The organism is Iodobacter fluviatilis (genome assembly GCF_004194535.1).
Taxonomy (GTDB): domain Bacteria; phylum Pseudomonadota; class Gammaproteobacteria; order Burkholderiales; family Chitinibacteraceae; genus Iodobacter; species Iodobacter fluviatilis_A.
The window spans coordinates 2303054-2319445 of sequence record NZ_CP025781.1 but is presented as its reverse complement, the minus strand read 5'-3'; the positions used below and the strand labels follow the sequence as shown (position 1 = coordinate 2319445).

Here is a 16392-nt window from a genome sequence, read left to right as displayed (position 1 = left end):
ATCATGATCGTAAATTAGTAGGCGTATTCTGGTAGCGGTGGCGGCGAAAGTCGTTGCCAATCGACCCCACTCACCAACCATTGCCACTGCGCCGCATCCAACGTAAATAGCGCATCGCCCGCTTGCGGCCAAACAAACCGACCATGATGCAAACGCCGCTGGGCCAACCACACGCCAGAGCGATCCCACAGCAACACCTTCAAGCGATTACTGCGCTGATTGCGAAACGCATACGCTGCACCCTCAAGTGGAGAATGCTGCAAACTGGCGTGAATTTTGGTAGATAAACCCTCAATGCCGAGGCGCATATCGACCGGTTCGACGACCAATTGCAGCAAAGTGAATGGCGGCATCATGCCAAAGCGCGCAGCAGATTCGCCAACCAAATGGCGCATGTGTTGGTCGGCAAGGTCAAATCGACGCCATTGGCCAAACGCAGCTGCAATGTTTCGGCGCTGGGCGTTGGCCATTGCGTCGCCACCATCGTAAGCGGGGCAATAGCGGGATTTGTAATCGGCGTTGCAGGTTGCAAAGCACTCGGTAAATTGGGCTGATGACGTTTCACCCAATTAGAGAAAGTAGCGCGCTTATAACCATACTGACGGCAAAACTCAGCTTGAGTCAGCGCACTGGCCTGCCAAATTTGCACCGCTTCCAAGCTAAGATCAGATCGGCGAATACCCATGCTACAGCTCCAAAGATAAAAAGCGCAGCATGCCAGAGTTAATCGAAAAATTGCTGTGGTACGGCTGAGTGCTTACGCTTTATCGCGTAACCCAACACGCAAACCACAGGTGCTTAGTCATTACGCTAGGGCGCCTTTTTTCCGCCCAAAAAAAAACCCCCGCCTCTTTCGAGTACGGGGGTTTTGTTTACTACGTCTTTACTACTAATGGGGGTGTCTGGCAATGACCTACTTTCACACAGGTAATCTGCACTATCATCGGCGCTAAGGTGTTTCACTGTCCTGTTCGGGATGGGAAGGAGTGGGGCCACCTCGCTATGGTCGCCAGACTTTAACGGGTTAACTCGTTGCACTTATTGCTCTGCAACGCGTTCAGTTCAATAGAAGAAGTAATATATTGCTTTGTATTGCTTGTTTCTCAAATTTAGTTTTCTAATCTGGGTAGATTATACCGTCGCACACACGCGCTTCAGGTTATAGGATCAAGCCTTACGGGCAATTAGTATCGGTTAGCTTAACACATTACTGCGCTTCCACACCCGACCTATCAACGTCCTGGTCTCGAACGACCCTTTAAAAGGCTTAAAGCCTTGGGGAAATCTCATCTTGAGGCGAGTTTCGCGCTTAGATGCTTTCAGCGCTTATCTCTTCCAGATTTAGCTACCCGGCGATGCCACTGGCGTGACAACCGGTACACCAGAGATCTGTCCACTCCGGTCCTCTCGTACTAGGAGCAGCCCCCCTCAAATTTCCAACGCCCACTGCAGATAGGGACCAAACTGTCTCACGACGTTTTGAACCCAGCTCACGTACCACTTTAAATGGCGAACAGCCATACCCTTGGGACCGGCTACAGCCCCAGGATGTGATGAGCCGACATCGAGGTGCCAAACTCCGCCGTCGATGTGAACTCTTGGGCGGAATCAGCCTGTTATCCCCGGAGTACCTTTTATCCGTTGAGCGATGGCCCTTCCATTCAGAACCACCGGATCACTATGTCCTGCTTTCGCACCTGCTCGACTTGTCTGTCTCGCAGTTAAGCCGCCTTATGCCATTACACTATCAGTACGATGTCCGACCGTACCTAGGCGACCTTCGAGCTCCTCCGTTACAATTTGGGAGGAGACCGCCCCAGTCAAACTGCCTACCATGCACGGTCCCCGATCCGGATAACGGACCAAGGTTAGAACCTCAAAGGGGTCAGGGTGGTATTTCAAGGTCGGCTCCACGCAGACTAGCGTCCACGCTTCAATGCCTCCCACCTATCCTACACAAACCACTTCAAAGTCCAATGCAAAGCTACAGTAAAGGTTCACGGGGTCTTTCCGTCTAGCAGCGGGGAGATTGCATCTTCACAAACATTTCAACTTCGCTGAGTCTCAGGAGGAGACAGTAGGGCCATCGTTACGCCATTCGTGCGGGTCGGAACTTACCCGACAAGGAATTTCGCTACCTTAGGACCGTTATAGTTACGGCCGCCGTTTACTGGGACTTCAGTCAAGAGCTTGCACCCCATCATTTAATCTTCCAGCACCGGGCAGGCGTCACACCCTATACGTCGTCTTTCGACTTTGCAGAGTGCTGTGTTTTTGATAAACAGTCGCAGCCCCCATTTCTCTGCGACCCATTTCAGCTCCAGCCGCAAGGGCTTTCACTTAATATGGGCTCACCTTCTCCCGAAGTTACGGTGATAATTTGCCGAGTTCCTTCTCCTGAGTTCTCTCAAGCACCTTAGAATTCTCTTCCTACCCACCTGTGTCGGTTTGCGGTACGGTCAATATAAAGCTGAAGCTTAGAGGCTTTTCTTGGAAGCATAGGATCAATCACTTCAGTCCGAGGACTTCGTCGTCACGTCTCAGCGTTATAGCAGCCCGGATTTGCCTAAGCCACACGCCTACTCGCTTAAACCACCTATTCCAACAGATGGCTGACCTACCTTTCTCCGTCCCCCCATCGCACTTTATATCGGTACGGGAATATTAACCCGTTGTCCATCGACTACGCATTTCTGCCTCGCCTTAGGGGCCGACTCACCCTGCGCCGATGAACGTTGCGCAGGAAACCTTGGGTTTTCGGTGTGCGGGCTTTTCACCCGCATTATCGCTACTCATGTCAGCATTCGCACTTCCGATACCTCCAGCATCCTTCTCAAGACACCTTCGCAGGCCTACGGAACGCTCCTCTACCATATGCACATCGTGCATATTCGCGTCTTCGGTTATCAGTTTGAGCCCCGTTACATCTTCCGCGCAGGACGACTCGACCAGTGAGCTATTACGCTTTCTTTAAATGATGGCTGCTTCTAAGCCAACATCCTGGCTGTCTATGCCTTCCCACCTCGTTTTCCACTTAACTGATTATTTGGGACCTTAGACGGCGATCTGGGTTGTTTCCCTCTTGACCATGGACGTTAGCACCCACAGTCTGTCTCCCATGCTCGCACTTGACGGTATTCAGAGTTTGCCATGGTTTGGTAAGTCGCGATGACCCCCTAGCCATAACAGTGCTTTACCCCCGTCAGTGATACATGAGGCACTACCTAAATAGTTTTCGAGGAGAACCAGCTATTTCCAAGTTTGTTTAGCCTTTCACCCCTATCCACAGCTCATCCCCTAATTTTGCAACATTAGTGGGTTCGGACCTCCACTGCGTTTTACCGCAGCTTCATCCTGGCCATGGATAGATCACTTGGTTTCGGGTCTACGCCCAGCAACTATGCGCCCTATTCGGACTCGGTTTCCCTACGCCTCCCCTACTCGGTTAAGCTTGCTACTGAACGTAAGTCGCTGACCCATTATACAAAAGGTACGCAGTCACCCCATTTTGCAAGGGCTCCCACTGTTTGTATGCATCCGGTTTCAGGTTCTATTTCACTCCCCTCCCGGGGTTCTTTTCGCCTTTCCCTCACGGTACTGGTTCACTATCGGTCGATGATGAGTATTTAGCCTTGGAGGATGGTCCCCCCATCTTCAAACAGGATTTCTCGTGTCCCGCCCTACTTGTCGCATGCTTAGTACCAACCAATCTCTTTCGTGTACGGGGCTATCACCCACTGTCGCCAGACTTTCCAGACTGTTCCACTAAAGTTTGATTTATCACATGCAGGCTCTTCCCATTTCGCTCGCCACTACTTTGGGAATCTCGGTTGATTTCTTTTCCTTCGGCTACTTAGATGTTTCAGTTCGCCGAGTTCGCTCTACATCACCTATGTATTCAGTGATGAGTGACCCAAAAGGGCCGGGTTTCCCCATTCGGATATCACGGGATCAATGCTTATTTGCCAGCTCCCCCGTGCTTTTCGCAGGCTAACGCGTCCTTCTTCGCCTATCATCGCCAAGGCATCCACCAGATGCACTTAGTCGCTTGATCCTATAACCTCAAACACGTGAAAAATATTCGCCAAGCTACTGCGAAGTACAATGACTGCGTTAAAAAACGACTCGAAATCCTCATTTACATACGTAAACTCCGGTTTCTCGTCTTTTTTTGCCTTGTCCTTGCACTTCTCGCCACGTCTGACAAAGATTTTTATGGCCGAAACCAATCACATCTTTAAAGTATCTGATTTCGCTTTGTTTGCGACACTTAAACCTCAGTTCTGACTTCGAGATTTAAGTTTTGATACAATCTACCCTTATTTATTTCTAAATTTGAGTATTACTTCTTCTATTTTTTTAAAGATCAATGTACTGGCTTGCTGTGAAGCAATCAGAACTAATGTGACTTTTTAATCGCATTAGTGCTCAATCCTTCAATCACAATCCTTAAACCTACAGTCGATGAGTGTGAGTACTCAATCCAAAAGACTTTTCTCTTGAAAGGAGGTGATCCAGCCGCAGGTTCCCCTACGGCTACCTTGTTACGACTTCACCCCAGTCATGAATCCCACCGTGGTAAGCGGCCTCCTTACGGTTAGCCTACCTACTTCTGGTGAAACCCATTCCCATGGTGTGACGGGCGGTGTGTACAAGGCCCGGGAACGTATTCACCGCGACATGCTGATCCGCGATTACTAGCGATTCCGACTTCATGGAGTCGAGTTGCAGACTCCAATCCGGACTACGATCGGTTTTATGAGATTAGCTCCACCTCGCGGCTTGGCAACCCTCTGTACCGACCATTGTATGACGTGTGAAGCCCTAGCCATAAGGGCCATGAGGACTTGACGTCATCCCCACCTTCCTCCGGTTTGTCACCGGCAGTCTCCTTAAAGTGCCCAACTAAATGGTAGCAACTAAGGACAAGGGTTGCGCTCGTTGCGGGACTTAACCCAACATCTCACGACACGAGCTGACGACAGCCATGCAGCACCTGTGTTCAAGTTCCTTGCGGCACTCCCCGATCTCTCAGGGATTCTTGACATGTCAAGGCTAGGTAAGGTTTTTCGCGTTGCATCGAATTAATCCACATCATCCACCGCTTGTGCGGGCCCCCGTCAATTCCTTTGAGTTTTAGCCTTGCGGCCGTACTCCCCAGGCGGTCTACTTCACGCGTTAGCTGCGTTACTAAGGAACGAATTCCCCAACAACTAGTAGACATCGTTTAGGGCGTGGACTACCAGGGTATCTAATCCTGTTTGCTCCCCACGCTTTCGTGCATGAGTGTCAGTATTAGCCCAGGGGGTTGCCTTCGCCATCGGTGTTCCTCCGCATCTCTACGCATTTCACTGCTACACGCGGAATTCCACCCCCCTCTGCCATACTCTAGTTGACCAGTTTGCAATGCAATTCCCAGGTTGAGCCCGGGGCTTTCACATCACACTTAATCAACCACCTGCGCACCCTTTACGCCCAGTAATTCCGATTAACGCTTGGACCCTACGTATTACCGCGGCTGCTGGCACGTAGTTAGCCGGTCCTTATTCTTCCGGTACTGTCATCCCCAAGAGGTATTAGCCCCTAGGATTTCCTCCCGAACAAAAGCGCTTTACAACCCGAAGGCCTTCTTCACGCACGCGGCATTGCTGGATCAGGCTTGCGCCCATTGTCCAAGATTCCCCACTGCTGCCTCCCGTAGGAGTCTGGACCGTGTCTCAGTTCCAGTGTGGCGGATCGTCCTCTAAGACCCGCTACAGATCGTCGCCTTGGTGAGCCTTTACCTCACCAACTAGCTAATCTGATATCGGCCGCTCTAATAACGAGAGGTCTTGCGATCCCCCTCTTTCCCCCTCAGGGCGTATGCGGTATTAGCTATCCTTTCGGATAGTTATCCCCCATTACTAGGTACGTTCCGATATATTACTCACCCGTTCGCCACTCGTCAGCGGTGCAAGCACCCTGTTACCGTTCGACTTGCATGTGTAAAGCATGCCGCCAGCGTTCAATCTGAGCCAGGATCAAACTCTTTAGTTTAATCTCTAAGCTAGTACTTACTGGCTTACTTTATTTTGAACATCCATCGCTGGATGTTCATCACTCATGTAAGCACTTGTTTCGCTTCCGAATCAAGCACTCACACTCATCGACTGTATTTTTTTAAAGATCATTCGCTACTGCTAGAACACCGTGTTGCTGTGTGCGCTGCAGCGAGAGGCCGAAATATACTGTTCAACGTGGATTAGGTCAACCACTGCCGTGCAATAAAAGCGTAAAAATTTGCTAAGTCATTGATTATCATAATAATCTAAAAGTATAAAAAGCATCTTATTTACTATAAAACAAAAACGCCACGATTCACTCGCGGCGTTTTGTTGCTTTAAGGACTTAAATCGCTACTGATTTAGCGTTTGATTCCATACACTTTGCCATTTGGCAGGGTGATGGTGATATCGCTAGGCACAGTCAGCGGCATAAATACGCGCATGCCGATGGTGATGGTTTTGCCTGCACTAAAATCCGCAACACCCCAGCCTGACTCTTTCATCGCATACGTTAAGCGATGGAAGCCGTTTGGTAAACCGCCCACATTGCCTGTTTTAGTGCCGGCGGTTGTGGCTGCCCATGTGCCGCCGCTATATATATCTACTAAATTCTCTACACCATTGCCAGCAGGTGGATCGCTAGGTTTGAGGTATTGAACTTCAGAAGGAATCAGCGGTGTTGATGGTGCGACGTTAAATGAAACTTTGGCTCCGCTTAAGTTAACCGTTGAGTTGTTTTTCAACTTCAGGCCAATAGCAAGTGGGTAGTTATCATCCCCTTTAGGCTTATAGCCAACCATATCAACGCTTACGTCAAGCAAATCCGCTGGGCGGGCAAAGCTCTCATCACCTGCTTTAGTGCCGTAAGGTGCCGCAGAGCGCAGCTTGCTCGCCGCCAACTTAGTCAGCGTGCTACCCATAGAGTAATAACCCAGTCCATTTTCTGATGGCTTGCTGTAGTCCCCTGCCATTTCCCAGAACATGATGCCGCCTGCGCCCTGATCAATTGCGTACTGAACTTTTGCAGCAAAAGACTGCTCATTTTCAGTCGACAAGAACACCTTGGTGGTTGGATTCCATAACCAAGAGGATTTAGCCACATCATCGTAATGCTCTTGATATGTGCCACGTACTTTGGCTTCTGGGCGGCTTTGATCATGACCATACTGAGTAAAGTAAGGTGCGCTCAAACCATCGCGTAGATTATTAACGTGCCACAACGGATTAACCCCGGCAAACATTTCATTGCCAGCAGCGTCTTTATCAAACCAGAGATTATCAATACCCTGAGCACCTAAACCGCAAGGCGCACCCGCTTTTGCACTTAATGCATCTGGGCCTAGATTACCGCCGGTACCGAGATAGCATTTTTTCTGGTCGGCTAGAGCAGACAGCCCCCACAGACCATTAGTGCCGCCCGCTACATTTTGCGAACCACGAGTGTAGTAAGGCAAGCCGATGTTAATACGGCCACCCGCAAGCGCTGTGCGGAAGTACTTATATGCCCAATCAATATTTAAATAGCCTTGCGAATTGTAATAATGCGCGTCGCCACCCGAGTAAATCTTGGCATCAGCAATCTCATTGTCTTTGCCAGTATCGTAGAGCGGTGCATTATGGCCAACGAAGTGATTCCATGCGCCATGCAAGTCATACGTCATCATATTGACGTAATCGAGATACTTAACCGCCTGCATCGCTTCCATACCGCGCAATAAGTAACCGGATGATGGTGATGCAATGGTCAACATATAATACTTGCCACTGGCCGCTGCAGCCTTATCCAATTCGGCACGCAGTGTTTTGGTTAAGGCCATATAGCCTTTCCACAATTCACCCCGTTTTGCATTGCCAATCTTCCAGTCTTCCGGATTACCCGCATCGCTCATTGAAGTTGGATATTCATAATCAATATCGATACCGTCAAAACCATACTTAGTCACGAACTCAGCCGCCGACTTAGCAAAAATATCGATTCGATCCTGACGAACAGCGCCTGTTACAGGATCAGTGGTCAGTGCGTAGAAACCACCGCTTACGGTACGACCATCTGCTTCATTATAGAAGCCACCCGTTTCTGCCCAGCCACCGACAGACATTAAGAGCTTCACGCCAGCTGCTTTATTCTTTTGCAGCATATTAAAGTGGCCTTTGTACGGCAGATTTGGATCTAGCGCGTACTTAGGATCACCGTTTTTATCAGCAAAAGTCAGGCCTGTAGCAGAGTTGGCTGGATTAGCTGTATCACCTACCGATACTTTCCAATTGGCATCAACGTGAGCGAAGGCATAGTTCACGTGAGTGACATCATTCCAAGGAATATCTGCGGCCAGATAAGCATTCGGGCCTGCACTACGCCAGCTCGTAAAGTAGCCAATACTACGACGCTTCATATTATTAGGCAGTTTTTCACGGCCATTAACATCGTAGACATCACAGTAAGGCACATTTGCCACTTCAGTCACTAAGCCCTCTGGCTGACAAGCGGCACTAGGGGTTGGGGTTGGGGTTGGGGTTGGGGTTGGGGTTGGGGTTGGGGTTGGGGTTGGGGTTGGGGTTGGGGTTGGGGTTGGGGTTGGGGTTGGGGTTGGGGTTGGGGTTGGCGTACCATCAACAACGACCTCCCAAGGGCCCCATTGTTCAGCGCCCGGTATATTGCCTTGTGTCCACCATTTAGCTTTCCAATCTTTTCCGGCATAGTTCACCGTCTGGCCCCCAGTGTATGCGACAGAAGCACTCCATGTAGGAGCCGAGAAAGCTTGCGCGGCGACAAAAGCAGCAGGTATGGCTGCCAGCATAAAGCAACTAAGTTGCGACATAATTTTTAAGTCTCCATCCATCTCTATGAATTGGCGTTATCTACAAGCATCAACTGGTATTAATGAAGTAAATACGGATCTATTATTTTTGTAAGAAACACAAGAGAAAATCGCCCACAAACTTTAAATGTAAGCGAATTACATATGTGTAATACTGATTAGTAACCATGCTTTTTTTCTTGTCAATAGCTTGAACAAACATTTACGCCAAGACAATAAAAAATGCCATCGGCCATCAACAAAAACTACATCCTCGCTAGGACACAAACAGATGACTCTCAAAAAAATTGATACAACTCTTTGAAATAAATAGACTCACATAAAAACACTAAACCCACACCAGAGAAAACACAAACAATAAATGTAGTTACTAGCTAAAAAAAATGTAGTTGATATCAAAAAAACATCTGCATTTTTGCTACAAAAACACCTAACCACATAATTAACCTTATTGAATACATGTAAAAAAACTTTCGATTACCTTTCCAATAGCCTCAAGTCTGATTGCCGTTCCATACTCAATATCTAATCTTACAAAAAACCAAAAGACCACTAAAATGGCACAGGCATTGGCTGAAAAGTGGATCCATCAAAAAAATGATCGTGATCAATACCTTGCTGATCTGCGCTGCATCTGATAGAAACTCGGCTAACTCTTTCAATGCCACTCCCTATGCTGATCCGCAAACTATTTAAATTTGAAAACGCGCACATCGTCCGCAACTGCTCTAGCGAGCGCTGTCGCAGCTCGATCCACGGCCATAGCTATCGGGTTGAAATACTGCTTGAAGCGCACGCGCTTGATCACGGCCAGATGGTGTATGACTTTGGCCTAATGAAAGGCACCATCCGTGACGTCGTGGACGCCTTTGATCATGCCGTGTGTTTTTGGGATAAGGACGACGCGGAATACATCCGTCTATGCAAGCAGTTCTCTAGCCGCTGGATTGCGATGCCGGTCTCCCCATCTGCAGAGCAGTTTGCCCGCATGTTCTTTGTGATTATCGATGCGCTACTACAGCAAACGGTGATGGCCAATGGCGAGGCCGATGTAAAACTGCACTCGGTGATCGCCCATGAGACCGATACTGGCTACGCCCAAGCCTTCCGTGAAGATGCGGCAAATGAGCGGATGGGGATGATTCGTTTAGAAAATGTGGTGTTTTCTGAGCAATGCCAAGCAGAATGGAAAGACCCTGAAATGTATAACAAGCTGCTAGCTGGCGGCCACTTCGCTAACCCGCCAGTACCAAGACAGGTTGAGATTTAAAAGCTCACAAAACAAAAAAGCGCGACCTAAGGGCCGCGCTTTTTTGTTGCTAGGGCTAATCTTCAGCCTTACATTTCTACCTGCATCCCCATCTCAACCACCCGATTTGGTGGAATTTTAAAGAAGTTAGTCGCGCGGGCCGCATTACGGCTCATGATGGTAAATAGGTTCCTACGCCACCAGCTCATCGCTGGGTATTTAGCCTCAACAATCGTTTCTCTAGAGAGGAAGTACGACGTTTGCATCGCGTCGAATTCCAGCTCGGGCTGCAATAACTCAACTTGCGCCAAAATTGCCGGCACACTGGCTTCTTCTTTAAAGCCATAAGTCGCAATAATTTGGCAGAAGCTCTCACCTAATTTACGCACCACTACACGCTCACGCGCGGCCACATAAGGAATATCTGTGGTCAGAATAGTCATAAATACAACGCGCTCGTGCAGCACCTTATTGTGCTTTAAGTTGTGCAGCAAGGCGTGCGGCACCGAATCGCTACTCGCAGTCATAAAGATTGCCGTACCTTCTACACGTTGCGGAGGGCTAGACTCCAGCGCCTCGACGAAACCTTCCAGTGGCAATTCACCATCATGCATACGCTCGCTGAGCAGCTTGCGGCCAAACTTCCATGTTGTGAGTAAGGCAAAAACAATCAAGCCGATAAGCAACGGGAACCAGCCCCCCTCGTGCAATTTGAGTAAATTAGCAGAGAAAAACGCAAAATCAATCACCAATAAGAACAACAGCACAAACCAAATAAGTACACGCTTAACGGTAGAGGCACCCCGTCCTAGCACTATAAACGCGAGGAGTGTAGTGATCACCATGGTGCAGGTCACGGCAAAACCATAAGCTGCCGCTAGATTACTAGAGGTGCGGAATGCCAGCACCAGCAGAATCACCGATACCAATAAGAACCAATTAATTTGTGGAATATAGATTTGGCCAATCTCGTTTTCAGAGGTGTGCTGAATCTCCATACGCGGGCAAAAGCCAAGCTGCACAGCTTGACTAGTCATCGAATACGCACCCGAGATCACCGCTTGCGATGCAATCACCGTGGCACACGTTGCCAGCACGACCAAAGGGGCTAATGCCCAACTAGGCGCCATCAAAAAGAATGGATTTTTAATGGCCTCTGGGCTGTGTAGTAACAAAGCCCCTTGGCCAAAGTAATTGAGCACCAAGGCAGGCAAAACCAACATAAACCAAGCATAACGAATAGCTGGCCGACCAAAGTGGCCCATATCCGCGTATAAGGCTTCAGCTCCCGTCAAAGACAGCACCACTGCGCCAAGCAGAACAAACGCTAAGCCTGGCTCTGAAGCAAAAAAATGCACCGCATGAATCGGGTTCATTGCTGCCAAAACATCTGGAGATTTAATAATATTCCAAATCCCTAGCGCGGCTAAAACACCAAACCAAATCAGCATAATCGGGCCGAAGAGCTTACCAATGCTGGCGGTTCCCTTGGCCTGTACCATAAACAGTGCGATCAATACAATAATGGTAACGGGGATAATATAGGCATCTAGCTGATGCGAAATCACACCGATCCCTTCTAGTGCTGACAGCACCGATACCGCAGGGGTAATCATGCTATCACCGTAAAATAACGCCGCGCCAAACAAACCCAAGCCAACAATGATTGCGTATTTACGCGATCCTGGCTGCGCCGAGCGCAAGGCTAAAGCCATCAAGGACAACACACCCCCTTCGCCACGGTTATCCGCCCTTAAGATAAACACCACGTATTTCAATGAAACCACCAGCATCAAGCCCCAGAAAATCAGGGATAAAATGCCCAACACATTAAAAGCCGACAGAGTTAAGTCTGCATGGTTAAAACACTCTTTGAGCGTATAGAGCGGGCTGGTACCGATATCGCCATAAACGACGCCAATGGCACCAATGGCCAAGCCGGCTATTTTTTTGGGATCGCGATCCAAATTAGATGCAGAAGACATATATTTTAAAGCTCAACAGAAGGTCGGCGGATTATAGCGCTGGCTTTTGCAAAGCAGCTGACTTTTCGGATAAAGTTTGCGGCAGTGCAATATGGGACCAATCAAAAAAAGGTCCAGGATCCGTTTTTCTACCTGGCGCAATTTGGCTATGTCCAAGTACAAACTCTAGTGGATAGTTATGCGCCAATGCCAGTAATAAAGTGTTTAGCATCAAGTATTGAGCCGCCTCAAATGGTAAGAAATCTGAGCCTTCTAACTCGATACCAATCGAGAAATCATTGCAGCGCTCCCGTCCTTGCCAGCTTGACACCCCTGCATGCCATGCTCGTTGCGAGCAAGGTACAAACTGCAACAACTCGCCACTACGGCGAATTAAAAAGTGTGCTGACACACGTAACTTGGCTAACTCTGCATAGTCGGGATGCGCGTTTGGGTCTAGTGTATTGGTAAACAACCGCTGAATATCATCCCCAGCAAATGGCTGGCCAGGCGGCAGATGAATATTATGAATGACCACCATATCCACCGGCATGCCCACACTGCGCTCATCACAATTGGGGCTCTTTATTTTGCGAGCCAGATCGCACCAACCTAAAGCATCAAACTGCATTATTGAATTCCTAAACGATCAAGCCGATAGCGCAGGCTGCGGAAAGTCAGCCCTAGAATCTTAGCCGCCTGAGTCCGATTAAAGCGCGTTTTTTCTAAGGCCTCCAAAATAGCCTGCTTCTCTACCCTATCCATATAATCTTGCAGCGGGTATTTATCGCCTAAATCGCTCTCCGCCACGGCCTCATCGCTGGGGCTTAGCTGCAAATCTGCGGCAGTAATTGCATGGCCATCTGCCAAGGCAAGCGCACGCTCCAAGACGTTTTCCAGCTCACGTACATTGCCTGGGAAATCATAGCGCTGCAGTGCGGTTAGCGCATCACTGGAAAAATCAGGCAAACTTTGGCCATTAAGCTTCGCCAGCCTAGCCAACACATGGCGAGCAATCACTAGCACATCGCTGCCCATTTCCCTTAAAGCGGGCATGCGCAGCTCAATCACATTCAGCCGGTAGTATAAATCCTGCCTAAAACGCCCCGCCTCCACGCATTGGCTTAGGCTTTGGTGCGTGGCAGAGATAATCCGCACATCTAAGGCGTCTTCTGCGGTTGCACCTAATTTGCGCACTGTGCGCTCTTGAATAACCCGCAATAGCTTGACTTGCATCGCCAACGGCAGATCCGCTACTTCATCCAAAAACAAGGTGCCGCTATTGGCGGCATGAAAAAAGCCATCTCGGTCTTCGTTTGCGCCAGTAAATGCGCCTTTTTTATGCCCAAAAAACTCGCTTTCCATCAGGTTTTCTGGGATGGCTCCGCAGTTCACTGCCACAAAGGGATGATTAGCACGGCTAGAGCTGGCGTGAATCAAACGAGCGGCACGCTCTTTTCCAGAGCCAGATTCACCCGTGACATACACCGGCGCTTGGCTTTTCGCCAATTTTGCGATGAGCTCTAAAGCGTGTTGAATCGCGGTAGATTCGCCCAGCAAGGGCCGGTCTTGTTGAAGATGAATAGGCGCATCGTCTAGCGCTAGCGCAGATTTAACCAAAGCCCGCAGCTGATCCAGCGCCACGGGCTTGGCCAGATAATCAAACGCGCCTGCTTTTAACGCCGCCACGGCGTTATCGGTGCTGCCATAGGCGGTAATCACCGCCACGGGCACATCCAAGCCTTTATTTTGGATATGCCGAATAATCTCTAAACCCTCGCCATCGGGCATACGCATATCAGTTAGGCATAGCTCATAAATGCCCTGATCTAGCTTGCTGCACGCCTCTTTTACCCCGTAGGCACAATCAACATCTAAACCCATTTTGAGCAGGGTTAATTCAAGCAACTCAGCCAGATCACGTTCATCATCCACAACCAACACGCGCTTACTATTTTTACTCGACTTCCTTGCCATATTTCTTCCTAAATTTACGGGCCAACGCAACGCAGTATCATTGCGGCAGCTAGCTGCCTATCAGGTATCGCTGATCAAAACCTAAACGGGCGATTCATAAGGTAGAACCGCGTCTTGGCGATGAATATAGCCAAAGATAATCCGAAAACACACGCCTCCCAAAGGAGGAGCGATGTATTCCAGCACAGCACCATTTGCCGCGCAAATTTCACGGGCAATATATAAACCTAAGCCCGTACCTTTTGTTTCGGTCGTAAAAAAGGGCTCAAACAGTTGAGTTTGCGCGTCGGGCGCAACGGTAGGCCCATCATTAACCACATCAATCAACCAATACTGACTTTCACTCCAAACCCGAAAACTCAAACTACCATCTTTCTTTTGGCAATAGCGCCAGCCATTACGGGCTAGATTCCACATCACTTGATGTAAATGCCCTGGGTCAAAACGGATTTCTGCTTCAGCAGGACAATCCAAAGCCAGTACAGCATGGATTTCTTCTTGCAACTTAAACTCTTCAACAAAAATATCCAACCAGTCTGCCAGCTTTATTTGCGTCATTTGCACGCGATCACGCCGATTAAGCTCTAAAACATCTTTGACCATATGCTCTAAGCGCTGGCTATTATCATCAATAATCCGCGTTAAACGCTTCATCAGCGTATTTGCATCCGCTTCTTCGCCTAATAATTGCGCGGCATGGGTAATGGCGCTAAGTGGATTTCTAATTTCATGCGCTAAGTTGGCAGTTAATCTGCCCAAAGCCGCCAGCTTTAATTGCTGAGCCTCGCGCCGTAATTTATCTAAATCTTCTAAATAAACCAGCACATTGCCCTGTGAATCGTTTGAAAGTAAAACAAAACGCGGCCTTAGTGTTTTACGGGTTAAGGCCGTGATAATTAAATTAGGGCTATCGATGGGATTAGCCCGCCAGCGCGCCAGCGCAACCGCCACCACCGGCATGGCGTGAATCAACATTCCTTCTGGCCGCATACCCGCTAAACGAATCGCCTGCTCATTACACTGCCGAATTTCCCCTTTTGCGTCGACCACCAACACACCATCAGAAACATTCTGCAAAATTCGCTGGTTAAGCTGCCCTAAATTAGCCAAATCAATGCCACGCTGCTCTGCCAAAGCCTCGCTAGCCTGAGCAAATCTTGCCAAGCGATGCGCCAACCAAGCCACGGCAAAAGAAGCAACACATAAAACAGCGGGAGAAAAGTAATCACTAGCACTCGCATTACCCTGCCAGATCTGCCACGTTTGCTCGCTTAATAAAGCAATACTCGCCATTGCAGCGTGAAATAAGGTCATGCGCCCGAGTGAAATCAACCCTGCTGCGGCCAAATATGGCAGCAGCAGGGTGCCGATCCCACTGCGTAAACCACCAAACAAATGCATCATGCCCACAATAAACAGCACATCGATGGCAACTTGGATACTCAGCTGAATTTCAAAACCTGGGCGGCGGCGGTGAACCCCCCAAGCAAAAAGCAACGCTAAAACGCTATCGACCCCTGTCAAAATCAAAAATGAACGCCATTCTTCTAGCCCCGCAATTGGCTTATATGCCAGCCAAAATACGCTACAGAAAATACCCAGATTGGAAAGTAAGCGAAAAATATTAAGTAGCGCCAACGAGCGCCAGTGCATTTCAGTGTGAAAAGCGGAGGTATTTTTCATGGGAACAGGAAGGGAAAGAGACGCGGGCAAAGAATGTGAGCTTTGCCCGCGTTGTTGATAGAACTAATGGCCCGAAAATCGTATGGCGCGGGCCACACGTTCAGGTGCTTCTTCAAAGAAACGTGTCAGTTCAAAAAGAGCCGATTCATACACCGCACGCTTAAATTCAATCACCGAATCTAGTGGTGACCAATACTCAGTCCAGCGCCACGCATCAAATTCAGGATGCGTAGTGCGGCGCAAGCACACATCAGAATCGTGCCCTGTCAGGCGAAGCAAAAACCAAATTTGCTTCTGCCCTCGGTACGTACCACGCCATTCGCGGCGAACCCAGTTTGTCGGCACATCGTACTTCAACCAGTCCCTTGTGCGGCCAATGATTTCAACATGCTGAGGGCCTAATCCGACTTCTTCCATCAGCTCGCGATACATCGCCTGTTCGGGTGTTTCACCCTGTTTAATACCGCCTTGCGGAAACTGCCACGAATGCTCTCGCACTCGTTTACCCCAGAACACCTGGTTTTGCCGGTTGATGATGATGATGCCGACATTAGGCCGATAGCCATCACGATCGAGCATATCCTTACCTGCATAAATTACTTAGTTAACTGATTTTTCCACATCCTACCCTGCTTGGAAACAGGTATTGCGCCCAA

The 16392-nt window shown here is 49.0% G+C and carries 9 protein-coding genes and 3 rRNA genes; 1 reads left to right on the top strand and 11 read right to left on the bottom strand.

Annotation, left to right across the window (positions count from 1 at the left end; translation table 11 throughout):
* Positions 1–14: 14 nt before the first annotated feature.
* The 6 genes from tnpB to C1H71_RS10390 form a co-directional block, all read right to left on the bottom strand.
* Positions 15–395: an IS66 family insertion sequence element accessory protein TnpB gene (gene tnpB, locus C1H71_RS10415; protein ID WP_223145843.1), complete on the bottom strand. Its 381-nt coding sequence runs from the start codon at positions 393–395 to the stop codon at positions 15–17.
* Positions 353–685 (bottom strand): IS66 family insertion sequence element accessory protein TnpA, encoded by a 333-nt coding sequence (tnpA, locus tag C1H71_RS10410; protein ID WP_130106500.1) that lies wholly within the window; start codon positions 683–685, stop codon positions 353–355. Before tnpA ends, tnpB begins: the two co-directional genes overlap by 43 nt.
* Positions 686–900: 215 nt before the next feature.
* Positions 901–1014, bottom strand: a 5S ribosomal RNA gene (gene rrf, locus C1H71_RS10405).
* A gap of 149 nt (positions 1015–1163) precedes the next feature.
* Positions 1164–4054 (bottom strand): 23S ribosomal RNA (locus tag C1H71_RS10400).
* A gap of 448 nt (positions 4055–4502) precedes the next feature.
* Positions 4503–6036, bottom strand: a 16S ribosomal RNA gene (locus C1H71_RS10395).
* The 16S, 23S and 5S rRNA genes sit together here, the layout of an rRNA operon.
* 367 nt (positions 6037–6403) lie before the next feature.
* Positions 6404–8863 (bottom strand): glycosyl hydrolase family 18 protein, encoded by a 2460-nt coding sequence (locus C1H71_RS10390; RefSeq protein ID WP_188053184.1) that lies wholly within the window; start codon positions 8861–8863, stop codon positions 6404–6406.
* Positions 8864–9536: 673 nt separating this feature from the next.
* On the opposite strand from C1H71_RS10390, the gene C1H71_RS10385 reads away from it, so the two are divergent.
* Positions 9537–10133: a 6-pyruvoyl trahydropterin synthase family protein gene (locus tag C1H71_RS10385; protein ID WP_130106498.1), complete on the top strand. Its 597-nt coding sequence runs from the start codon at positions 9537–9539 to the stop codon at positions 10131–10133.
* A gap of 68 nt (positions 10134–10201) precedes the next feature.
* On the opposite strand, the gene C1H71_RS10380 is transcribed toward C1H71_RS10385, so the two are convergent.
* The 5 genes from C1H71_RS10380 to C1H71_RS10360 form a co-directional block, all read right to left on the bottom strand.
* On the bottom strand, positions 10202–12097 hold the full coding sequence (locus C1H71_RS10380) for a potassium transporter Kup (protein WP_130106497.1): 1896 nt from the start codon (positions 12095–12097) through the stop codon (positions 10202–10204).
* A 31-nt stretch (positions 12098–12128) separates the two neighbouring features.
* Complete coding sequence (ampD, locus tag C1H71_RS10375) at positions 12129–12707, bottom strand: 1,6-anhydro-N-acetylmuramyl-L-alanine amidase AmpD (RefSeq protein ID WP_130106496.1); 579 nt, start codon at positions 12705–12707, stop codon at positions 12129–12131.
* Positions 12707–14053 (bottom strand): sigma-54-dependent transcriptional regulator, encoded by a 1347-nt coding sequence (locus C1H71_RS10370; RefSeq protein ID WP_130106495.1) that lies wholly within the window; start codon positions 14051–14053, stop codon positions 12707–12709. The genes ampD and C1H71_RS10370 overlap by 1 nt, the downstream gene beginning before the upstream one ends.
* An 81-nt stretch (positions 14054–14134) precedes the next feature.
* Positions 14135–15736 carry a two-component system sensor histidine kinase NtrB gene (locus tag C1H71_RS10365; protein WP_130106494.1) on the bottom strand — a complete coding sequence of 534 codons (1602 nt, stop codon included), beginning with the start codon at positions 15734–15736 and terminating at the stop codon, positions 14135–14137.
* Between the two features lie 63 nt (positions 15737–15799).
* Positions 15800–16315 (bottom strand): RNA pyrophosphohydrolase, encoded by a 516-nt coding sequence (locus tag C1H71_RS10360; protein ID WP_130106493.1) that lies wholly within the window; start codon positions 16313–16315, stop codon positions 15800–15802.
* Positions 16316–16392: the final 77 nt, after the last annotated feature.